The 23,004-nt window shown below is 56.0% G+C and carries 20 protein-coding genes; 2 read left to right on the top strand and 18 right to left on the bottom strand.

Going from position 1 to position 23,004, the window contains the following annotated elements; all coding sequences use genetic code 11:
• The first annotated feature begins 283 nt into the window (after positions 1-283).
• Both ASE26_RS26705 and ASE26_RS26700 read left to right on the top strand, forming a co-directional pair.
• Complete coding sequence (locus ASE26_RS26705; protein WP_057247251.1) at positions 284-1,708, top strand: MBOAT family protein; 1,425 nt, start codon at positions 284-286, stop codon at positions 1,706-1,708.
• A 7-nt stretch (positions 1,709-1,715) separates the two neighbouring features.
• A complete protein-coding gene (locus tag ASE26_RS26700) occupies positions 1,716-2,903 on the top strand; it encodes a hypothetical protein (RefSeq protein WP_082591485.1) in 1,188 nt (395 codons plus the stop codon).
• A 196-nt stretch (positions 2,904-3,099) separates the two neighbouring features.
• On the opposite strand, the gene ASE26_RS30350 is transcribed toward ASE26_RS26700, so the two are convergent.
• The 18 genes from ASE26_RS30350 to ASE26_RS26610 form a co-directional block, all read right to left on the bottom strand.
• On the bottom strand, positions 3,100-3,912 hold the full coding sequence (locus ASE26_RS30350) for a PIG-L deacetylase family protein (RefSeq protein WP_082591484.1): 813 nt from the start codon (positions 3,910-3,912) through the stop codon (positions 3,100-3,102).
• The gene (locus tag ASE26_RS26690; protein ID WP_057247248.1) at positions 3,902-4,747 is read right to left on the bottom strand and encodes a GNAT family N-acetyltransferase; all 846 of its coding nucleotides are present in this window, start codon (positions 4,745-4,747) and stop codon (positions 3,902-3,904) included. The genes ASE26_RS30350 and ASE26_RS26690 overlap by 11 nt, the downstream gene beginning before the upstream one ends.
• The gene (locus tag ASE26_RS26685; RefSeq protein WP_057247247.1) at positions 4,744-5,109 is read right to left on the bottom strand and encodes a GtrA family protein; all 366 of its coding nucleotides are present in this window, start codon (positions 5,107-5,109) and stop codon (positions 4,744-4,746) included. Before ASE26_RS26685 ends, ASE26_RS26690 begins: the two co-directional genes overlap by 4 nt.
• 19 nt (positions 5,110-5,128) lie before the next feature.
• Positions 5,129-6,085, bottom strand: a complete 957-nt coding sequence (locus ASE26_RS26680; RefSeq protein WP_057247246.1) for a glycosyltransferase family 2 protein — start codon at positions 6,083-6,085, stop codon at positions 5,129-5,131.
• Between the two features lie 109 nt (positions 6,086-6,194).
• A complete protein-coding gene (locus tag ASE26_RS26675; protein WP_057247245.1) occupies positions 6,195-8,126 on the bottom strand; it encodes a hypothetical protein in 1,932 nt (643 codons plus the stop codon).
• A 28-nt stretch (positions 8,127-8,154) separates the two neighbouring features.
• The gene (locus tag ASE26_RS26670) at positions 8,155-9,363 is read right to left on the bottom strand and encodes a hypothetical protein (RefSeq protein ID WP_057247244.1); all 1,209 of its coding nucleotides are present in this window, start codon (positions 9,361-9,363) and stop codon (positions 8,155-8,157) included.
• A complete protein-coding gene (locus ASE26_RS26665; protein WP_057247243.1) occupies positions 9,363-12,116 on the bottom strand; it encodes an FkbM family methyltransferase in 2,754 nt (917 codons plus the stop codon). Before ASE26_RS26665 ends, ASE26_RS26670 begins: the two co-directional genes overlap by 1 nt.
• A 2-nt stretch (positions 12,117-12,118) precedes the next feature.
• The gene (locus ASE26_RS26660) at positions 12,119-13,480 is read right to left on the bottom strand and encodes an ABC transporter ATP-binding protein (protein WP_057247242.1); all 1,362 of its coding nucleotides are present in this window, start codon (positions 13,478-13,480) and stop codon (positions 12,119-12,121) included.
• Positions 13,470-14,324 carry an ABC transporter permease gene (locus ASE26_RS26655; RefSeq protein WP_057247241.1) on the bottom strand — a complete coding sequence of 285 codons (855 nt, stop codon included), beginning with the start codon at positions 14,322-14,324 and terminating at the stop codon, positions 13,470-13,472. The genes ASE26_RS26660 and ASE26_RS26655 overlap by 11 nt, the downstream gene beginning before the upstream one ends.
• A complete protein-coding gene (gene rfbC / locus ASE26_RS26650) occupies positions 14,321-14,866 on the bottom strand; it encodes a dTDP-4-dehydrorhamnose 3,5-epimerase (RefSeq protein ID WP_057247240.1) in 546 nt (181 codons plus the stop codon). Before rfbC ends, ASE26_RS26655 begins: the two co-directional genes overlap by 4 nt.
• A complete protein-coding gene (gene rfbA, locus ASE26_RS26645) occupies positions 14,866-15,747 on the bottom strand; it encodes a glucose-1-phosphate thymidylyltransferase RfbA (RefSeq protein WP_057247239.1) in 882 nt (293 codons plus the stop codon). Before rfbA ends, rfbC begins: the two co-directional genes overlap by 1 nt.
• 12 nt (positions 15,748-15,759) lie before the next feature.
• Positions 15,760-16,638 (bottom strand): dTDP-4-dehydrorhamnose reductase, encoded by an 879-nt coding sequence (gene rfbD, locus ASE26_RS26640; RefSeq protein ID WP_057247238.1) that lies wholly within the window; start codon positions 16,636-16,638, stop codon positions 15,760-15,762.
• The gene (rfbB, locus tag ASE26_RS26635) at positions 16,635-17,690 is read right to left on the bottom strand and encodes a dTDP-glucose 4,6-dehydratase (protein WP_057247237.1); all 1,056 of its coding nucleotides are present in this window, start codon (positions 17,688-17,690) and stop codon (positions 16,635-16,637) included. Before rfbB ends, rfbD begins: the two co-directional genes overlap by 4 nt.
• A gap of 137 nt (positions 17,691-17,827) precedes the next feature.
• Positions 17,828-18,661: a glycosyltransferase gene (locus ASE26_RS26630; RefSeq protein ID WP_082591483.1), complete on the bottom strand. Its 834-nt coding sequence runs from the start codon at positions 18,659-18,661 to the stop codon at positions 17,828-17,830.
• Positions 18,606-19,481, bottom strand: a complete 876-nt coding sequence (gene galU / locus ASE26_RS26625; RefSeq protein WP_057247235.1) for a UTP--glucose-1-phosphate uridylyltransferase GalU — start codon at positions 19,479-19,481, stop codon at positions 18,606-18,608. The genes ASE26_RS26630 and galU overlap by 56 nt, the downstream gene beginning before the upstream one ends.
• Positions 19,482-19,553: 72 nt before the next feature.
• On the bottom strand, positions 19,554-20,561 hold the full coding sequence (galE, locus tag ASE26_RS26620) for a UDP-glucose 4-epimerase GalE (RefSeq protein WP_057247234.1): 1,008 nt from the start codon (positions 20,559-20,561) through the stop codon (positions 19,554-19,556).
• A gap of 17 nt (positions 20,562-20,578) precedes the next feature.
• The gene (locus ASE26_RS26615; RefSeq protein WP_229208214.1) at positions 20,579-21,550 is read right to left on the bottom strand and encodes a glycosyltransferase family 2 protein; all 972 of its coding nucleotides are present in this window, start codon (positions 21,548-21,550) and stop codon (positions 20,579-20,581) included.
• A gap of 208 nt (positions 21,551-21,758) precedes the next feature.
• A complete protein-coding gene (locus tag ASE26_RS26610; protein WP_057247232.1) occupies positions 21,759-22,958 on the bottom strand; it encodes a diguanylate cyclase domain-containing protein in 1,200 nt (399 codons plus the stop codon).
• Positions 22,959-23,004: the final 46 nt, after the last annotated feature.

Here is a 23,004-nt window from a genome sequence, read left to right as displayed (position 1 = left end):
GAACAAGAAAGTCGATCCACCGCCAGGCGTAGTTTTCAACGAAGAGTGTACGAACTTGCGCCTGCCACGCAAATTTTGCTTGCCAAGACAGCAATACATGGCGAAAGATGTGGGGCAGCGACACACAGCGTCGCCTGAGCCTGATGCGGTCGCCTGTCCGAAAAACAGAAAGCCAATAAGGCGGTGTCTCCGTCCCTGCCTCGTTCGGCAATCTTCCGGAGCGAAAAAACAGCGCCTAGGGGAAAGCGCCCATAAAAAGTAGCTAAAAAAACAAGGACTTTGAATGCTATTCAGCTCAATTACCTTCGTATTTTATTTCTTACCGATATTTCTGGTTTTTTATTACGTCTGCGGAATAAGGAACTCCGTTCTTTTAACTGGAAGCGCCATATTTTACGTTTGGGGTGAAGGTGCGTACGTATTTCTTCTACTCGCCCTGCTTGCGATTAACCAACCAATTGCATTGATGATGCAAAGTCTGGCAGCACGACGACGCCTTACGATCCTGGTTATTTCGATAGTCATCAATATTGCCGTGCTCGGCTTTTTCAAATATAGCCAATTCGCGCTGGATATCATGTCATCGATCACGGGTGAAAAAAATATTCGTTTAGATCTCCACTTGCCGCTTGGGATATCTTTTTTTGTATTCCAATTGGTTTCCTATCAAATTGAAGTATATCGATCGAACATTCCGGCCGAGCGCAGCTTTGTAAGAATCGCTACTTACATTATGATGTTTCCACATCTTGTCGCCGGGCCGATTGTTCGTTTCGGCGATATCAAAGATGAGTTGCATGAGCGCACTATTGATTCAGATAAGCTGACAGTAGGCGTACAATATTTTATTGTCGGCCTCTGTCAAAAGGTGTTAATTGCAAATAGCATCGCACCGCTTGCCGACCATGCTTTTGACCTCCCGGTTGCAGGATTGATAACCTCAACTGCTTGGCTTGGTATTATTGCCTACACATTGCAAATCTACTTTGACTTTTGCGGTTATTCAAATATGGCAATTGGTTTGGCATTTCTTCTCGGTTTCCATTTTCCTCGAAACTTCAATTACCCTTATTCGGCAAAGTCGGTTTCTGAATTTTGGCGCAGGTGGCATATTTCGCTGTCTTCCTGGTTCCGGGATTACTTGTATATTCCGCTTGGCGGCAGTCGCCTTGGCAAGGCAAAAACAGTCAGGAATTTGTTAATCGTTTTCTTCGCCACCGGCTTGTGGCATGGGGCTGCATGGAATTTCGTATTCTGGGGACTTCTCCACGGTTTTTTTGTAGTCCTGGAAAACCTGTTCCTGGGTGACATCTTGAAACGTGGACCGCAGTGGATTGCTAGACTCTACACCCTATTGATAGTAATGTTTGCGTGGGTTTTCTTCCGGGCTGACACTTTCGGACATGCCTGCTTCTATCTGCAGACACTAATGGGTTTTGGCCACGGGCAGGCCCAGTTGCCAATTTCCGCATTGATCAATCCGGAAGTTGTGGTGGCGCTGCTGGTGGGCGCGATACTGTCGTTTCCTGTTCTCCCCCGCCTATTCCAGCGCTTTAAACTCAAGGAAAGCTCTCTCAATGGCAACACCTCAGTGCCCGATGAGAGAATTTATTTTATTCCGTCGGGATCGCTGGTACTGGGATTTGTAATGTGCACTTGGCTCCTCGCGAGTGGAACATTGAACCCATTCCTATATTTCCGTTTTTGAGATTGCCATGATAAAAAAAGATTCATCGAACGGGCGCGCGAAAATTTCACTTTTCTTGCCGTTGTCCGTATTGGCACTGATATTGTTTTTTAACTTGTTCTTTTTATTTGGGATTGCTCCTCCTGCCTTACAAGAAAATAGGTTGTTAGCTGAGCGTCCATCCGTTCCCAAAAACCTCACGGAATGGACGGATTTTGCAACGCGTGCTGATGCATATTTGACAGATCACTTCCCGCCTCGGGCACACATGATCGGATATCTCAATTACCTTCGATTTTGGATGGGATATTCTCAATCCGCCAAAGTCATGGTCGGCAAGCAGGGATGGATGTTCTACAACGATGGTTCCCGTATGGCCCAGACATTAGGACGCGAGCGCTTGAATGCGGAGAGCTTGAAAAGCTGGGTGAATGGCTTTAAGCAGCGCATGAATTATGTCTCCGGAAAAGGGGGGCAGTTTTATATGCTGATGGCCCCCGTCAAGGAAGATATATTTCCGGAATTTCGCCCGCGATGGGCTGCCCACGAGCGAGTTGCGACCGAGTTTGACGATTTTGTCAGCGAGACATCCAAGGCTGGAATTGATCGGCTGATCGATCCTCGGCCTGCACTTCTCGCGGTGAAACCGGAACAGGAAATATGGTACAAGTACGACACCCACTGGAACGGTTTGGGGGCTTATCAAGCCTATCGGGTGCTAATGCGACGGATTGCCCGCGATTTCCCAGGACTGGAACCACTACCAGTTAGCAGTTTCACACCTAGCGCGCAGGCGCCACATCAGCAACCGCGTAACTTGTCCCTCATGCTGGGTATATCGAGCTTCCTGAAACATGGCGGCACTTCATTTGCAACAGATCCAATACATGACCCGAATGCGACGGTCTTTTTATCGGAGCGAAAAGACTGGACGGCCCCCCAAATCCTGGTCACGGATAATCCTTCGGGCCCGGTTTTGTTATGGATACGGGACTCGTTTGGTAACGAGCTACTGCCATTAATGAAGCGGCATTTTTCAAAAATTATTATGGTCCACCTGCAGGATGGCTTCTTCAGGAAAGACCTGGTTGATACTCATCAACCATCCGTGGTATTGCTTGAAGTTATTGAAATAGGCGCAAGACACACGATGGGCAACTTGCCTGAATTGGCAAGTGAGCCCGCCCTCGACGCGAAGCCTCTTGCGAAGAACTAGAAAGTCAAACGGCCAGCCATCCTTGGAGCACAGCTTTGCCTTGGCCAGACAAAAATCTGGCTTTAAGGATGGCTCGCAAACCCATCCGCTAATTGTTTTGTGGCGAGAGTCGAGTTCCCGTCAAGGCGGGACCCCGGCTCATCGGCAGCAGGAATCAGTTCGAGTGCCGTTCGGTAAATCTCAACGGAATTGTCGATTATTCGCTACAGATGTTTGGGGAGGCTCCTGGCACATCAGTAAATCGACGTTTCACACGCTTAACTGCGTCGCTTAGCGTTGGCCAATCGAGAAAAGCGCGACGCTCATAGTAGAGGCTGCCAGAATGCGGCGGCGTTGACAGAACTGAGCTGTCAACCCGCTGAAGTTGCTGTGCGCCGTCGTACAAGTAACGTAGGCAAACAAAGGGGAAGAGCCCCACCCAACTCCGCCACTGCGATGGATAAGCCAGGCAAAGGCGCACGTAACGCATACGCGTACGCCATCCAACCGCTTGACGCTCGACAGGCCCGTTAACCGGTATTGGCGACAACACGCGGAAAAATGGCCCAAAGCACTCTTGCCCGTGATAAAGCGCGAATTGCCGGACCATATCCAAGCGATCGCGCAAGGCCGGCAACAGCACGGTGATCGCGTACAGCAGGTCGTGGTCTGGATGTCCGCCTTCCCATGCCGGTACGTAACAGGACACTATTTCTGGATGGGAGTTAATAAATTCGTCCATCCATTCAGCGAGCCGCTCAACATGGGCGTGCAGTGCGCCATCTGCGATTTGAAGCTGCTGGCCGGTAAACCAAATGTCAGCCGGATCAACCCCCAGCTGTTGTAGTACCGCTTTGGATTCGGCATTGCGACACATTGGATCGGCCGTTGTCGATCCATCGGTTACGTAGACGCAGCAAATCCTCCGTCCGAGCTTTCGTTCTTTCTCTATCTGAAAAAAAACGCCAAATTCATCATCCTGGTGAGGAAACAAGAACAGTGCGATGGGCGCGCCGCGGTCAATATGCATCAAAGTCAATAAAGCTGAGGAATACGGCCTCGGAGTCAATTTCCTTTACACGACCATTCAACGAGCGATAGATCAGATTTAAGGGCGATGGACGGAAACGTTTCGGAATTTCCGCATAAAGCGCAGTACGCTGCCAAGCAGAGGGAACTTTTCCCAGGAATAAACGCAGGGGCGAGACAGTTTTCAGTTTTTGCTCAACGGATGCAGTCAGATCCATATCGGCGGCAACTGTGATCGGGCTGTTCGGCACATCCGCCAGCAACGTCGTGCGGCCTTGTTTTACCCTTGTCTCGACGGGGTTGGCCGGGGAAGCACAGCGCCAGGCAATGCTCTCTTTGCTCCAAGTGCGCCGGAATTGCAGCGAAGCTTCGCGCGAAAAGTCGATGCCAAGGCGGCCGACGCCCACACAGGCCTGCAACGGCCCGACTAACTGGAACCCCAGCTTGCGGATAAACCCCGGCGTACTGTTTGCATTGGCTACCCCGTACACACTGTCATAGCCGCGCTCGCTACCGGCCGCATACGTACGCTCGGCAAGTTTTGTAAACAGGCCTTTGCCCTGGTAGTCTGGATGAGTCGCTGTATTGAGCGACAACAATACGGTGACGTCGTCGCCGCCAACGCAGGCTCGCGCCGGGATGCATACATAGTGGGCCGCCAGGCGGTCACCATCGTATGCATCGAAACCCACTACTTGGCCATCGGGATTGCAGCGATATAACCAGTCGAGATAATCCCGGCTGAACTTGTCAACGCCAGGAAAACAATCGGAAAAGAGCCGAACATAATCGGCATACGCCGCCTCATCACATCTAACAGGGGAAAATTCGATCACTTATAGACCCAGTGTTTACTTAGAAGATAACCGTTAACCGCAACTACCGGCAAGGATAACACTTTCCCTAACACTGCCCCATCCAGCCAGTAATGAAACACCGTAACGCATACAAGCGTGAGCAGGTAATTCACCAGCACCACCCCCATAAAGCGCATCAAGGTCCCGTGTGTATAGGCGGCCCTGAAAGTCAGTCGGGTGTGCAACAGGAAGTTGGCCGCCAATCCCGTGACGAAGCCACACGTGGCCGCAAGCATGTAATGCATGCCCAGCTGGCTCAACAGCTTCATCAAACCGACGTCAATTACCGCACAAGTCAGGCCAACGAATACAAACACGGCAAACTGGTGGGGACCCTTCATTTGATTTTCACTGGCATTACTAGGCACGGTGGATACGCCTGCGTGGCACGGTCGAAATGTCATACGAGATGAACGCCAGGATCAGTTGCAAGCCCATCAGCGCAGGCAGCGCCGCCAACATGACGGTACCGGCAGTCGTGGCGATTCCTGTTTGGACCGAATGCATCCAGTGATAGCTGCCATATGCAAGGCCGAAACCACTCAGTGCGAGTCCAAGCGGTAATTCAATCGACGCCAATGACATGTCCCTCAGGTAGTAATTGTAAAAAATCCTTTTCGAGAAATTCCGGACATGCTTTACAAAAAACTCGCCGATGATTTTCGAGATTTTCAGGTTACTCACTTCGTCGCCGTATTTGGCTTCCATCGGCACATCGACAACCACTGCGCGCAGTGTATTCAACCTGAACAGCATATCCGTCTCAAAGAAGTAACGCCGGCTGATTTTGTTGAACGGCAGATGGCGCGCCACATTGGCATGGATGGCCGTGTATCCGTTGGTTGGATCGAAAAGATTCCAATAGCCCGACGACAACTTACACATGAGTGAGAGCACTGCATTGCCGAACAGTCGCATTTTTGGCATCGAGCGAACATCTTCCAGGTCGAAGAAACGGTTGCCTTTGGTGTAGTCCGCTTCACCGTTCAAAATGGGAGCGATGAAATCCGGAATCAATGCCGGATCCATTTGGCCATCGCTATCGATCTTGACCAGGATGCCCATACCGTCTTCGATCGCGGCGGCGTAACCCGTCATTACGGCCCCACCGACACCTTGGTTTTCAGTATGTCGAACGACAACCACACGTTGATCCTTGCAAGCCTGTTCGACATAGTCCCCGGTTTTGTCCGGACAGCAGTCATCGACTACATAGATCCGCTTCACTTCAGTACCGATTTCAGTTATCACGCCCAGAATGTGATTGCGCGCTTTGAAGGTTGGAATGACAACCGCGACTTCAGATTTCTTGTCCATTATGATGTTGCCTGCTTGCCTATTTGCGCCGGAACCACTATCGGTTCCGGGAATGTCTGTTTGACCTTGCGAATCCGCAAGGTCGAGTGCTGTTTCGTCTAGCGCCACGTTATTCAAGACCGTCACCTTTTTGATGAACCCGATTTCTTTCCTGGGCTGAATGCCACAGGTCCGAACCGAGAATCGCGGTTGCTTGCAGCGCTGCGAAAATCGTCCAAGTAATATAGCGGTAGTCCGCAGCCGTGGCGATGACAAACATCGATGCTGTCCCAACGAGCCCGCTTATTGCGACCGCTGCGGCGAGCAAGTTCATCTGCCTATCGCCTTGCGTCTTCAGGAAGCGCGCACTGGCAACCGTGACCACAAACATCGCCAGCAATACATAGACCCAAGGCCGGTAAAGGATGGAATCTACAAATTTATTGAACAAGCGGAAGCTCCACTGCACCTCTTCAGGAGCCATATTGCTGAAGCCGATCTTGAATTCGTTCTCATCGATACCAGGATGGTAAGGGTAATAAATTTTCTGATCTAAGACCCCCATCATTACGCCCAGAAGATGGGCGCGATGACGCAGGTATGGACCCGGATGAGTCACGACCAGTTCAAGCCAGTCCCGCACCAATTGCTTCTGAAACGCTTCAGGAGGATAGGGAGAGACCACGCTATAGCTGGGGAAATTGGCTTCGCGGCTATTGGCGGCAGCAAGCGCCGGAATGATATTTCCCGTAGTGCTGCGCGGCAGATACTTCGGCAGCAAGTCTTCGTTCTCCGCCAGCGAAATGGCCACCATGTCCCAGACAACCAGTGTGCCCATCCCATAGCTTTTCTTCACATTGGAGTTCAGCAGATTCAGCCCCACGCCAAATGCGAAACTGAGACACACAACACCAGCCGCGGTCAAACCCGCGGTTTGCCATTTCGAGCGCCCCAGTTTGCTCACGGCAAAATAGGACACCAACAACAAGAGGGGCATGACCGGAATGAAGCCGTTTACCCTGACCGCAAACGCAAAGAACAAGGCCAGCAAGCACGCAATCAGCCATGCAATATGGGACTGCCGCACATAGCCAACCAATGCTGCAACGGCGATGCCAAGCGCACACATCATTCCCACATCTTTCCACAGATGCAGCGAGAGGATGAGCAGCGGCGGACAGAATCCGATTGCCAGCAACAGCAAAATCCGTACAGACAGCCGCCTTGCTACCAAATAGGCAAACAAGGCGATGCCGAACCAATAGATAACCTGGTGGAACACCAACAGCACACCGGCGTGATGATAGACATTCAGCAACAGCCGCCAGATGTGCATCATAATTACCGGATGGGCGTCATTAGCCTCCAGCTGCCCCAGCGCCTGGCGAAATTGCTGGAAACTGTCAAACGACATGAAGCCAGGGAAAAACTTGTAGGCAAAGCCGATGGTCAGGAGCAGCGTACAGGCCACCAGCGCACCTGTGCCTTGCAAGTAGCGCGAGCGCAAAACACGTAACAAGGCAAATGCAAGAAGGCTTGCGAGCAGAACAATTACCCCGCCTTGTCGCCGCAATGATGGAGTGGCGAGCGGCACTTCCAGCGCGGGATCGTTACCCGTGGCATGAACGAGCAGACCATCGTCGCTCACATGCAAAGGGGCGATCATCTGCACCGGCTTGGCGAGCGTCAACAGTTCGGAAGGCCACCAGATGCGCGTGCCAAACAGCGACTGCATTTCAATTTTTTCGATCGCCATGTCACCTGCTTGACTCCCAAGGTCCAGGCGCACATGGCTGAAATGGCGCGCCCGAAGCGGAACGTCGACACGGCTGGCGGTTCCCGCCTCGATACGCGGTGAAACCCAGCTTTCTGTCTCGCTATACCCTTCGTCATTGGGGAAAAACACTTGTACCGAATCGGCGCTGGCGGGCTTGAGATAAATGACCAGATAATCTGGAACCATTAACCGCACGGCGAGCAAAATGAGTACGCTTAGCAGAAATAGCAAGCTATATGAAATCCAGTCGCGCCGCGTCATTGCGCGCATCGTCATCAAATTCATGCCTTCGTCATTGCCTCATCAGTTCGGTTCAAGAGTAATTGCGGATACGGTGCCACAATCCCGCCAAGCCCTCGTGCTTAAGCACGCGGGCCGACACGCGCAGCACTTGCAAACCACGCGACGGCGAGAGAATACCCTTGAAGATTTGGCCAATCACTGTGCGCTGATAAATCACCTGCGGCTGCGATGCCGCCACCTCAACTTGCGCGGCGGACTGTGCCGCCTGCTCTGCTTTCCACCAGCTCAGGAAGCTCGGCTCGGTAACACTGTACGGTTGAGGGAATGCCTGGCGCAAATCGCCCCTGAGTTGGTACAGGCGGCGCGCTTGCACGGGAATCGCTTCGCCGTTTTCATAATGCGCGTAATTCCAGCCTTGATACTGAGGCGCGCCATGGCCCTCATTGCGCAGGTCTGCGCCATAGCCTTCCCACAGATCGAAGGCAAGCTGCTGGTTCGCGGCGTACTGCTTGAGCATGCCCATGCCATTGCCGTTGTCATAACTCGTAAAGTGATAGAAACGTAAAGGCACGCCAGCCACCAGGAGCGTACCTTGCTCATCTTGTGACAGGGGGCGATGGGCAATATTCCAGGTCGCGACGTTGCAGCCGCGATCGCGAATGATGCCCAGCTTGCTGAAAAACGCCGGCGCCAGGTCGCACCAACGCTGGTCGGTGAACAAGCCGCCGGGAATGTCATCGCGACAGAAATGATACAGGCGGTCTGCCCACCACTTGATAAAGCTCAGGCCCTGGCCCGAGGTGCGCGCAGCGAAGAATCCCAGGTTGTATACACCGTGCTTGAGCGCCGAAATCTCGTTGTCCATGATGGCATGCAAAGTGCCTTCCGCGTCGAGCAGGTGCGGCGTCAGCAAGATCTCGTGCTCGTCGAGGCCATCCTCGATCGATGCCAAGGAGTTGAAGACCTTGATGTCCGGATCCAGGTACATGATCTTGTCGACCCCTGGCCGTTGCGCCAGCAGCGCCGCTGCCGGCCCTTTGACGGCCGTACATAACTCGACAACGGCATGGCCGAAGGCCCAGCTGCGCCAATCGGGAATGCCCAACTGGTCAATGCTAAGCACCTCGTCAAACGGTTCTTGCTGCAAATCAAAGCCGGTCGGCAACTCGTCCGAGAACAGCAGGACAAACGTCCAATTCGGATGGAAACGCTTGACCGATTTGGCAAGCACCCTCGCCTTAGGCAAATAGCTCTTGGTAATTGAGGTATAGACCAGCATTATTTCTTCATCTCCTGTGCGGCTTTAAGGCAGGATTCCATGGCCGCTAACATAGTCTGCGGCGAGGCCCCAAGCGGAATTACTTTTCCTAAAACATAATCTTTAAGGCGATTGCCTTGTGCGCCGATGTCGAAGGCGACAATGGGCAAGCCCATTTCCATTGCTTCGGAGATGGTGTAGCTGAACGTCTCCGGCACGATTGTGGCCATGAAAATTACATTAATGCCCAATTTTTCGACAATGTCGGGCAAATCATCTGTGGCATAACTACCAATGACAGTCACCTTGTCGGACAGCGGCGTATAGCTCTGTCCCACCACGGTCAGCGGTACTGGCAGTTGTTGCTCTTCAATGTATTCCTGTAGCGCGACGACCGCGTTGCCGCCCTTCAAATGCGACAGCGTCCCCAATACCCCGATATGCAACGGCCCATCGATACTGACTGGACGCGCTGCGGTGAAATACGTACTGCTATGCGGTACCACGTGCACCTTGCTGTCGTCAAAGCTGAAATCCTTGCGCAGGATAGGGACCGACGACGCGTCAAAAAAGGTAATCGTGGTCGCTGCATCGAACAAGTCGGCAAATGGCTTACGCCAGGCCTTGATCTCGCTTGGACGATTTTCAATTGGGAACCAGCTATGGTACCACGCATGATTAACTTTGAGACAAGATCTGCAGACGTCGGGGTCAGCCGGGACACCGCAATATTTCTGCTCGAAGTCCGACAGGTGCGGCGAAGGGCACAACGCCAGAAAGTCATGCACCTTGAAGTCCAGGGTAGCACCGGTGCCGCGTGCCAGGTTGGCGATGGCGTTGCAGGCTGCCGCCACATCCATGTAACCATAGACGGAATTGACGACGATGCTCCGGGTACCGGCCGCCTGTATCAAGTCCATGACTTGTTCCAGCGAAGCCGCTACATACAAGCTTGCTTTCTCGCCGTCGACCCACTGGACAAACCACTGCGCCTCAAAACAATACACACGCAGTACCATCTCGCCTTGCGCCACCATCGAGCGGATGATCTCGCGGCTGTAGGAATTACTGCCGCCGCCACCGTTATGGTCGAAAATGATCGCAGGATGACGCAAACTGCCATCTGCCAGGAAAGCATACAGTCTTCCGGCCGACGGCACCGGCGCCACTGCCGTGGTCACGTCGCTGCCGGCCAATGGTCCAGGTGCCGCGGCGGTGGGCATCGCCCGGAATACAAAGTTGGGGATCGCGGCCGCGTCATCAAACGGGGTACCTCGCACGCTCTGCGCCAGTCCGCGCAATGGCCGCGTGAGGCGCCAGGAGCGTGAAGCGTAGATCGCCCTCAGGCGACTTTCGAGATCGGCGATGTGCGCTTGAGCTCGCGCTTCACTGTCAACGAGGTGCGTATTTTGCCGTGCCAACTGCATAGTGGCCTGCGCGACCTGCGCCTTAAGAAGGGTATTCTCAGCATCAAAGCGAACGGCTACGCGCAGCATGGCTTGATGCACAAATTCTTGCTGCGCCATGACTTCGCGCAAACACTTCAACTCGACATCGCGCTGCCGCAAAACCTCTTTATGCAAGGAGTCAGCCCGCGCGCCGGCTTCGCGCAACGCATGCAACTCGGCCTGCCGCTGTCGCATCATGTCCTCATGCACCGCATCGTCATACACGCTGACTGCGCGCAAGGTCTGCAACTCGGATTCGCGCTGCCGCATCAAGTCTTCATGAAGAGCTTCGTCGTATAAGCTGGCCTCGCGCAAGGTCTTCAACTCCAGGCCACTTTGCCGCACCAGCTCCTCCAGCGCGGTAAATTCATCATGCCCGCGTGCGAGCAATTTCCCGGCACCGCCAAGCTCGGCCTGAAGATCACTTGCCAGCGGCGATGGAAACCTGGTTCCCATCTGTAAAGCGACTGAAGATTGTTGCAATATCTCCGGCACATACTGCGGCTTAAACAACATCGCCAAGGCCAGGTCGTCGACGCGCGTCACTGCAAATATGCGATGCGCGCGCAGCTTATCGAGGTTTTGCTGGGCTTTTTCCGACGGCAGTAATAACAGCGCCAGTTCTTTGCCATCGCCCCATACATTCTCTGCCTGGCCATTGAAATTGGCCGGATTGAAGGCCGGTGCCAGATAGCCATGCATCGCATAGCCGTTTGCGCGGCAAAATGCCAAAAGTTCAGCGCCGCCCTCCAAGTCATTACATTCGCAAAACACGATCGGTCGGCAGCGTGCTATCGTCGCCGCTGCGCCAGCCAGAACACGGGCCTCCATGCCTTCGACGTCGAGCTTGATCAAGTCCACGCGTTCCGGTGCCAGGCTGTCCAGCGTGACCACGCCAGTCTGGTAGCTGGCGGCAGTCGAGGCCGTCCCCGCGCCTTCCAGTGCCAAACCGCCGAAGTTGCTGCCGTCATCCAGGTTGAGGGCCTCGAGCGTCAGCTCAAAGGCCTTTTCGGCCAGCCCGAGATTGTGGACCGTCACATTGCCGTATCCATTCAAGGCGACGTTGGCGGCGAGGACGGAAAAGATCTCCCGGCGCGGCTCGAACGAGGTCACCGCGCCTTGACTGCCGCAAAAACTGGCGAAGGCCAAGGTGTGGGTGCCGATGAATGCGCCAACGTCGAGCACGCTCATGCCCGGCACAATCAGTGCCTTCAGCAGCAACAATTCGTCGTCAGCCCATTCGCCATACAGCTTCAGGGATCTCGATACTACCGCATCGGATTCGATGACATGCATGCGCCCGTATTTCGTTACAACAATTCCCATCCTTACTCCAAATTCACGCGTGTTACCTGCATGCTCATAGATAAATCCTGCAAACCGCAAATGCCATGTACCAGCCGGCTCTTCAAACTGTGCAGCGAGAGCACATCGTTGATCCAATGGTGCTGGACATGATCGTCCCCGGCGCCTTCAGCCACCGCAACGTTCATCGAGTACTCGCCCTGGATCAGGATCGGCATGCGGAACGAAAAACGCACCAGCATCGTGTCGCCTGGCCCGAGCGCTGGCGCACGATTGCGGAAGCCCTGGTCGGTGCCTTCTGCAAACACGAACTGTCCGAGGCGGTCTTTGAGCATGAAGCCGAATGCCGGATAGGAAATGGCCTGCCACACCCGCGCCTTGATGCAGAAGGTGACCTCCGCCCCGCCGTCAACCATCGACAGGCGCGACTGCGCAGCGTCTTCGAACCAGGCGTCGAGGATGCTGATCCCGCCCTTGCCGAAGGACTGGGCCTGATCGCGGAACGGCGTGATGCGGACCAGGTTTTCGGCCAATGGCTCGCTCTCAATCAAGAGCGGCGCAACATCCCGAGCAGATTGCGTCGCCGTCGGCGCATCCGCCTCGGGAGCGGTGGGACCGCGTTCGGCGTAGACGTTTTCGATGTACTTGCGGCAAATTTCGTCGGTCTTGCCAATCAGCGGCAACTGCCCGCGCACCAGCAGCACAGCCTTGTCACACAGGCTTACGACGGCGCCGGTGTCATGGCTGACAAACACCACGGTGCCGCCGCGCTCTTGCAATCCGCGCAGGAAGCGCATGCATTTCTGTTGAAAGAACACGTCACCGACTGCAAGTGCTTCGTCGATGATCAGGATGTCAGCATCGACATGGGCAATCACCGCAAACGCCAGGCGCACATACATGCCGCTGGAATAAGTCTTGACCGGCTGGTTGATGAAGTCGCCGATATCAGCGAACTCGACAATAGCATCGAAGCGCGCATCGACTTCTTCACGGCTCAGGCCAAGGACCGTCGCGTTAAGGTAGACATTCTCGCGTCCGGTAAATTCCGGGTTAAAGCCCGAGCCCAGCTCCAGCAACGCGGCGACCCGCCCGTTGGTCTGCACGCTGCCTTCGGTTGGCGTAAGGGTGCCGCAGATAATCTGCAGCAGCGTCGATTTTCCGCCGCCGTTACGGCCGATAATGCCAACGGTTTCCCCTTTTTTGACCTCGAAGGAAACGTTCTTGAGCGCCCAGAATTCCTTGAAATACTGCCGCTGGGGCTGCCCGGCCAGGCGCCACAGGCGCGGCAGCAGGAATTGCTTCAGGCGGTCGCGCGGCTTGTCATAGACCTCAAAGCGCTTTCCCAGGTTGTTGACGCAAATAGCCAATTGCTCAGAGGACATCTGCGAAACCCTTGCGTGTTTTCTGGAACCAGACGTAGCCCAGCCAGGCACAAATCCCTGCGATCACGGTGTAGCAGGCCAATCCCGGCCAGTCAGGAATCTTCCCTGCTATTAAGGCGCCGCGTGCCTGCTCGATGATAAACGTCAGCGGATTTGCCATGATCACGTCGCGGAAGCGTTCCGGCACCGCGGTGACGGGATAGAATACCGGCGACAAGAATGTCAGCACCGTGGTGATGATCGTGACGAATTGGCCGACGTCGCGCAGGAAGACCCCCAGCGAAGCCAGGATCCAGGCCAGGCCGAGCGTCAGTACGCATAGCGGCAACAGGATCAACGGAATGAACACTGCGGTCCACGGTACATAGCCGTTGAACAGGCCGAACGCCACCAGCAGCACAGCCAAACTGATGAGGCTATGAAAACAGGATGCGCACAGGGCGATCACCGGCAATATCTCGAGCGGAAACACCACCTTCTTGACGTAATTGACATTGCCCAAAATCAGCGCCGGTGCGCGGTTGACGAGCTCGTTGAACAAACCGAGCACGATCATGCCGACAAACAGCACCATTGCAAACTGAGTTTTGCTTGCATTTGCACCTAGGCCGTCCCAGCGTGCGTTGAAGATCTCGGAGAAGACGAAGGTGTACACCACCAGCATGAAAACCGGGTTGAAGAACGACCAGGTCAACCCCAAAGCGGAACCCTTGTAGCGACCAACCACTTCGCGCCGCGTCATTTGCGCGATCAGTTGCCGGTGCCGCCACAGGCTGGCTCCGAGCGCAAGTAGCGAAGTTGGCTGCGCAGCATGCGGGTTAATTGTCAAACTTTTACGGCTCACGCAAAATGCTCCGCTTCGGCCAGAACCTTGGCTTGCTGGTCTTTACCCGACAGTTGTGGCGCCTCGGCGATTGGCCAGGCAATGTTGACCGTCTTGTCGTTCCAGGCCAAGCTGCGTTCAAATTCGGGGAACCAGTAATCGGTGGTCTTGTACAGGAACTCAGCGCTCTCGGAGAGCACGACAAAGCCGTGTGCGAATCCTTCAGGAACCCACAATTGGCGCTTGTTCTCAGCACTCAGGATTTCACCGACCCATTGGCCGAAAGTTGGTGAGCTCTTGCGCAGGTCGACAGCGACATCGAACACTGAGCCGGACACGACCCGTACCAACTTGCCCTGCGCGTGCTGGATCTGATAGTGCAGGCCACGCAGCACGCCCTTGACCGAGCGCGAATGGTTATCCTGTACGAAAGTGACATTGTGCCCAACGGCCTCGTCGAAGCGGGCCTGGTTGAAGCTCTCGTAAAAGAAACCGCGATCATCGCCGAACACCTTGGGTTCCAGCAGCAGCACATCAGGGATTTGTAAACGCGTTACGTTCATTAATAGACCTTTTCATCGAGGATGCGCAGCAGGTATTGGCCATAGCCATTCTTTGCCAGCGGGCGTGCCAGCTTTTCCAGCTGCGCCACGTCGATCCATTCCTGACGGAAGGCGATCTCTTCCGGACAGGCCACCTTCAAGCCCTGGCGGTTTTCCAGCGTTGCGATAAACTGCCCCGCCTCGAGCAGGGACTCGTGGGTACCGGTATCGAGCCAGGCGTAGCCGCGGCCCATGATTTCGACGTTGAGCTTGCCCTGCTCCAGGTATAGGCGGTTCAGGTCCGTGATTTCCAGTTCGCCGCGCGGCGACGGTTTCAGGCTCTTGGCCAGTTCGGCTACCTGGTTGTCGTAGAAATACAGGCCGGTCACGGCGTAGTTCGACTTTGGCTTGGCCGGCTTTTCTTCCAGCGACAAGACGCGGCGCTGGTTGTCGAATTCAGCAACGCCATAGCGTTCCGGGTCATGCACGTGGTAGGCAAATACGCTGGCGCCTTCGTTGCGTTCCATGGCATTGCTCAGCAGGTCCTGGAATTCGTGTCCGTAGAAGATGTTATCGCCCAGCACCAGCGCCGACGGCGACTGGCCGATAAAGCGCTCGCCAATGATAAAGGCCTGCGCCAGGCCGTCCGGCGATTCCTGCACCGCGTATTCCAGGTTCAGGCCCCACTGCTCGCCGTTACCGAGCAGTTGCTGGAAGCGCGGCGTGTCCTGCGGCGTCGAGATGATCAGGATGTCGCGGATACCGGCCAGCATCAAGGTGCTGAGCGGGTAATAAATCATCGGCTTGTCGAATACCGGCAGCAATTGCTTGCTGATTGCAAGCGTAGCCGGGTGCAGGCGGGTGCCGGAGCCGCCGGCGAGAATAATGCCTTTGCGTTTCATGCGGATGTCCGTTCAGGAAAGTTGTTCAATAAGGCGGTCGACGTGGATCTTCCAGTCGGGAAGTTGCAGGTCGAGGGCGGTAGATAGCTTGCTGGTGTCCAACCGGGAATTCTTGGGCCGCTTGGCCGGTACTGGATAAGCCTCCGTCGGGATCGGCTTGATCTGCTCCGGGTCGACCTTGAGCGCTGCGCCGTGCACCTTGGCGCGTTCGATGGCGTAGCTGGCCAGGCCGTGCCAACTCGTGGCACCGGCAGCGGTCAAATGATAAATGCCGCCGGCCAGCGCGCTGCGGCGATAGGCGGCCACCGCCAGCGCGGTGACGTCGGCGATCAGCTCGGCCGAAGTCGGTGCGCCAAACTGGTCGGCCACCACGTTCAGGCTGTCACGCTCGCCTGCCAGGCGCAGCATGGTCTTGATGAAGTTGCCGCCATGTGCCGAAAATACCCAGCTGGTGCGGAACACCAGGGCCTTGCAGCCACTCGCCATAATGGCTTCTTCGCCGGCACGCTTGCTGCGTCCGTAGGCGCTTTGTGGCGCAGTGGCATCGTCTTCCACGTATGGCGCAGGCTTGTCCCCGTCGAACACATAATCGGTCGAGTAGTGCACCAGCAAGGCATTGCGGGCGCTGGCATATGCGGCCATTGCGGCAACAGCGGCGCCGTTGACAGCCTGTGCGCCAGCTTCGTCGGCTTCGGCGCGGTCAACCGCCGTATAAGCGGAGGCATTGACGATCACGTCCGCTGCCTGGCTTTCCAGCACTTGTTTCACTGCCGTGAGATCACTCAGGTCGAGGCCATCGCGCCCCAGCGCCACCAGCTCCCCTAAAGGCAGCAAGGTACGCTGAAGCTCATGCCCTACCTGTCCATTTTTGCCGATCAGCAGGATCTTCATGCGTATTGCTTCGCAACCCAGTTGCGGTAGTTGCCGCTGGTGACGTTCTCCACCCAAGCCGCATTGGCCAGGTACCACTGTACGGTCTTGCGGATGCCCGTTTCGAAGGTTTCGGCCGGCTTCCAGCCCAGCTCGCGCTCCAGCTTGCTGGCATCGATCGCATAGCGTTTGTCGTGGCCCGGACGGTCTTTAACGAAGGTGATCTGGGTCTTGTACGACTGCGCATCGGCGCGCGGATTCAATTCATCCAGGATCGCACACAAGGTGTACACCACATCGAGGTTCGCTTTTTCATTCCAGCCGCCGACGTTATATGTCTCGCCCAGAACGCCTGCTTCCAGCACGCGGCGGATTGCGCTGCAGTGGTCCTTGACGTAGAGCCAGTCGCGAATCTGCTGACCGTCGCCATAGATCGGCAGCTCCTTCCCGGCCAGTGCGTTGTGAATCACCAGCGGAATCAGCTTTTCCGGGAAATGGTAAGGGCCGTAATTGTTGGAGCAGTTGGTAGTCAGCACCGGCAGGCCGTAAGTGTGGTGGTAGGCGCGCACCAGGTGGTCGCTGGCCGCCTTGCTGGCCGAGTACGGGCTGTTCGGTTCGTAACGATTATTTTCGGTGAATGCCGGGTCTTCCTTGCCGAGCGAGCCGTATACTTCGTCGGTCGAAACGTGCAGGAAACGGAAATTGGCCTTGTCCTCGCCTTCCAGCCCCCCCCAATAGGAACGCACGGCCTCAAGCAGGTTGAAAGTGCCGACGATATTGGTCTGGATGAACGCTTCCGGGCCGTGGATCGAGCGGTCGACATGGCTTTCGGCGGCAAAATTTACAACCGCGCGCGGGCGGTGCTCGGCCAGCAGGCGTGCCACCAGCTCCTTGTCGCCGATGTCGCCCTGCACGAAGATATGGCGTGCATCGCCGTCCAGCGAAGCCAGTGTTTCGCGGTTACCGGCGTAGCTCAGGATGTCCAGGTTGACCAAGGCTTCATCCGATTGTGCCAACCAGTCCAGCACAAAATTGGCCCCGATAAAGCCTGCACCACCCGTTACTATGATCATCGTGACTTCCTCTAAAACAAGTTATTAATTAGCTACCGTTCAGGCAAAGGGAGATTTTACCGCATAAGGGAAAGGCCCCCGCCTCGTTTTGACCGATCCGCGGAATCTGTCACACAAGTTACATTTAGGCTTGCTGCTTATCCAGCTTTCGCCATGCGCCGGATCAGGACGCGCAGATAGGCGGAAGAAACGAAAAATTTAGCCGCGCTTTGCACGTGCCACCACATGAAGCGCAGTTGCCGATGGCTGTCGCGCTGGGCCTGGTGGATCACTCGGGCACGCTTGCATACCAGGATATGGCAGCCGGCCAGGCGCGCGCGCGCGCCAAATTCGACGTCTTCGAAGTACAGGAAATAGGCGTCGTTGAAACCGCCCAGCCGTTCATAGTTCGCGCGAGCGACCATCACAAACATACCGGCCACCCAGTCCGGCTGCACGGTGTCGCTATCCTGCCGGAGCGTATCAGGCAGGATTGGGCGTCCCAGTAAGCGGCACAACAAGCGCTTGAAAAGACCATATGGCGTTGGAAAATTGCGCGCGCTATCCTCGACCTGGCCGTCGGCATCGACAATCACCGGGGCACAGATATTCAGGCTGTCACGCTCTGCCAATTCCAGCAGCGGACCGAAAGGATCGTTCAGCAACTCGATGTCGGGATTGAGGATGACGAAATAGTCCCCGGTGCTTTCAAGGAAGGCTGCATTGTGATTGGCGCCAAAGCCTTTCGGCGTCGCATTCTGAATCAGCTTTACCGGGTAAGGCAAAGCCTCAAGCGCCACCGGTTCCGGCAAGTTCAAAGTCAGGATGACTTCGAAATCACTTCGATCCAGTTTCGCCAACTGCTGCAACAGCGTAGCCACATGGACATGATGCCCGTGGCTGATGATCGAGAGGCTTAATTTTTTACGCATGTCTTCATAATTTTGGTTTCCGCTGATCCAGCCACGCGGAAAACTCGGCCCCGATTTCATTATGCTGGGAGCCCAGGTCCACGGTGGCTTGCAAAAACCCTAATTTACTGCCGCAGTCATAACGCGCGCCTTTATAGCGATAGGCAAACACCTTTTCTCGGCGCAGCAGATTGGCGATACCATCGGTCAGCTGGATTTCCCCGCCAATCCCGCGCGGCAAATTTTCCAGTTCTTTGAAAATTCCGGGCGTCAGGATGTAACGCCCTGCGACGGCGAGCGTGCTTGGTGCCGCCTCTGGACTTGGCTTTTCCACAATCCCTGTCACATTTACGATGTCTTGTGTGACGCTTTCAGCGCTAACGATCCCATAGCGCCTGGTTTCTTCGCGCGGTACGTCTTGCACGGCGAGAATAGTTGCACGCCAATCGGAGAACTGTTCGACCATCTGTGCGATGATCGACGGCGTTCCCACCATGAGGTCATCGGCAAGCAAGACCGCGAACGGCTCGTTGCCCACCAGTTCTTTCGAGCACAACACAGCGTGGCCCAGACCTAAGGCGCGCGGCTGGCGCACATAGGTGCAAATCATGTCCTCCGGGGCGATGCTGCGGGCGATATTCAGCAGATCGGCCTTACCGGCAAGTTCGAGTTCATTTTCCAGTTCGTAGGCAGTATCAAAGTGGTCTTCCACACTGCGTTTGGTACGGCCGGTCACAAAAATCATGTGCCGGATCCCGGCAGCATAAGCTTCCTCAACCGCGTATTGAATCAGCGGCTTATCCACCACCGGCAGCATTTCTTTGGCTGATGCTTTGGTAGCGGGAAGGAAACGCGTTCCCAGCCCCGCAATCGGAAATACGGCTTTTCTTATTTGGCTCATTTCCAGCGATTTCCTAATAAACAACTGCCATCAGATATTAAAATAGGCCGATATTTTAGCAAACCATCGGTTTTATTCATATCCGTTCGGGTTTTGCTTCTGCCAGTTCCAATGGTCGCGGCACATTATTTCGAGACCACGCTGCGCCTTCCAACCCAGGTCGCGCTCCGCCCGGGCCGGGTCGGCATAGCACGCCGCCACATCGCCGGCACGCCGCGGCGAGATGCGGTATGGGACAGCCTGGCCGCTGGCGCGCTCGAAGGCCTTCACCACCTCAAGAACGCTGTAACCGTTGCCGGTACCGAGGTTAATTTCCGAACACTGCGGCGACGCAAGCCGCTGCAAGGCCTGCAGGTGTCCTGACGCCAGGTCCACCACATGGATATAGTCGCGCACGCCCGTGCCGTCGGCAGTCGGATAGTCATCGCCCCATACATTCAGGTATTCACGCCTGCCTACCGCCACCTGTGCCACGAACGGCATCAGGTTGTTGGGAATGCCCTGGGGATTTTCGCCAATCAGGCCGCTTTCATGGGCCCCCACCGGATTGAAGTAGCGCAGGATGGCAATGCGCCAGCTTGGGTCGGCACGGTATACGTCGCGCAGCATGTCTTCAATAAACAGCTTGCTGCGGCCGTAAGGATTGGTCGCAGACAGCGGATGGTCTTCGGTCAGGGGCAGACGCTGGGGCTCGCCATACACCGTTGCCGAGGAACTGAAAACCAGGGTGCGCACGCCGCAACCCTGCATTGCTCCCAGCAGGCGGTGCGTGCCAATGATATTGCAGTCGTAATAGGCAAGCGGCTTTTCGACCGATTCGCCGACTGCTTTCAGGCCGGCAAAATGAATCACTGCTTCGCATCGATAGTGGCGCAGGGCCTGTTCGATGGCGGCCTGGTCACGGATGTCGCCCTCAACCAGGATGGGCCGCTTGCCGCTGATCCGCTCGATGCGGGCCAGGGATTCCGGGTGGCTATTGCTGAAATTATCAAAGACCACAATGCTGTGCCCTGCCGCCAGCAGTTCAACGCAGGTGTGGGAGCCAATGTAGCCGGCACCGCCTGTTACGAGAATGTTCATGGAGTCGCGCCGTCAGGTCATAGTTTGTTGAAAATGGCAGCCGCAAACAGGGCGATATTGCCAAGCCCTGTTTGTCGACTGACGCCGCTGCGGCGCAGATGGACCAGGCGGGGTATCAGGCTCTTTTCACGGGCTTGGGCAAACTGGTTCAAAATTTCCCTGTTTTCCGGTGTCAGCCGGTCTTCCAGTCTGCGCAGCGCCGCAATATGATCCCCGTACCACTTCCTGTGCTGCCCTTGCCACAGTTTTCGCATGCGCTGGAAGCGCGCCTGCCAGCTTGAATTTACCCCGACAACGTTTGCCTCATGCTGCCGGTAGCGCAGCGTAGGAACCGGGTCGAAGAAAACCTTGCCGCCACATCCTGTCACTGCCATATAAAGCCACCAGTCGTGATAAACCACCGGTATTTGCGGCCCTGCCTGCAGCAGCAGCGCACGGGCGGCATTATTGAAAACCATGGTATTGCCACCGGCAATACTCTGCACCAATGCATTGGCAAAGCGGGGATCGCCAAATAAGGGAGAAAAGCCGATCTCCCGGTTATTCGAATCAACCAGCCGCGTACGTGCGCAATACAGTGCAGGAGCATCGGCTGGAACGCTTTCCAGCCATTCCAGGGCCCGTTCGAGTTTATCGGCCTCCCAGATATCGTCCTGGTCCGAATAAGCGTAATAATCCGCCTGGATACTTGAATTGCAAGTCAGGGCCAAAAAGTTTGAAACAAATCCTTTAGCCGGTCCCGCCAGGACCGACAGGCGCCCAGGGGGCCACTGGTCTTTGAAAAGCGCGAGTATCGCCAGGGTATTATCTGTCGAGCCATCGTCCGATGCCCATACTTCCCAGTTGGAATGGGTTTGGGCCGCAAATGAATCGAGCTGTTCCGCCAGATACTCCTGGCCGCGGAATGTGCCCAGCAGTATCGCCACTTTCGGGCCCTCGGATGCAATTCCCAGCGGTGCGCCAACATTTTCCATGCAAAGTTGGGTCACCAACCTTCCTCCATTGTTACCGCCCGGGCAAAGTTAAAAATTAAAGACATCTGCGATTCTAGAGAATAAAGGCGCGCGGCAGAGGCGTTATTACAATTCCCCTGTATTTAGCGGCAGATCAGCGATATTTTGATGCAGATCCCGCACAAGCATCGATACGGGACCAAAGCTCTATGATAACCCAGCGCTGTAGCCGGGACGTGCTCCGTTAGCTTGCTGCCGCCTTGCGCGCGGCCTTCGATGCATACATGGCCTGGTCGGCATGGCGCATCAGCTGGTCGATGACTTCACCGTGCGCGGGGTAGAGGGCGATGCCGATGCTGGCATGCGGCCGCACGGTGCGGCCGGCCAGCACCAAGGGCGTGGCGATCACCTGCTGGATCTTGCGGGCCAGGGCCTCGGCCTGAGCCTGGTCGGCCACGTTTTCCAGCAAGGCGACAAATTCGTCGCCGCCGATGCGCGCCACCGTGTCGGCTTCGCGCACGCAGGAAGTGATGCGGCGGGCAATGGCATGCAGGAGCTGGTCGCCAGCCACATGCCCATGCTCGTCGTTGACCTGCTTGAAGTCGTCCAGGTCGATGAACAGCAGGGCGCCGCGCGACTGGCCGCGCCGGCAGCGCGCAATGGCCGACAGGATGCGGTCCTGGAACAGGCGCCGGTTCGGCAGTCCGGTCAGCTCGTCATAGCGCGCGGCATGCGCCAGGTCGGCATGCAGCGCCAGCCTTTCGATGACGGCGCCGGCCTGGCCGGCTGTAAATTCCAGCAAATCGATTTCCTTGGCCGACAGCGTGCCGGTGCGCCCAAGGTCCAGCTGCATCTCGCCAAAGGCGATGCCGGAAGCCGACAGGCTGAGGTGATGCCAGCCCGCCGCGTCCGACGGTGCCGTGCCGCCGGGTGTGCTGGAATACACCAGCCGTTCGCCCGGCTGCAGCACCACGGCCATGCCGCGCAGCGGCAGCAAGCCTTGCAGGATCTGGTCGAAAGCGCAGAATAATTCGGGCAGCGTTTCCGCGCCGTGGGCGGCCGTGGCCAGCGCCAGCATGCCGGCCTGGCGTTGCTCGGCAAGCTTGCGCTCACTGATGTCGCGCGCCACGCCGATGCGCAGGCGGTCTTGCGGCGACCAGCGCGCCGTCCACATGATGTGGGCCACGCTGCCGTCCTTGCGCAGGTAGCGGTTCTCGAAACCCAGGCCGTCACGGCCAAGCAGCACATGTCCCATTTCCGCCACGGTCTTGTTCTTGTCGTCGGGATGGATGAAATCGAGGATGATGCGGCCGATCATTTCTTCCGGCGCATAACCGAAAATTGCGCGGCAGGCTGGGTTGACGAATACGATCCGCCCGCCCTCGTCCACCATGAAGACGGCATCCAGCAACAACTCCGGCAGGCGCTCTAAAGCATTGGTCATTGACCGAGGATACAACAAAACATGGCGCCGACCCATTTTTCGGCAG

Source organism: Duganella sp. Root198D2, from assembly GCF_001428585.1.
Lineage (GTDB): Bacteria > Pseudomonadota > Gammaproteobacteria > Burkholderiales > Burkholderiaceae_D > Rugamonas.
This window is presented reverse-complemented; position numbering and strand designations above follow the sequence as displayed.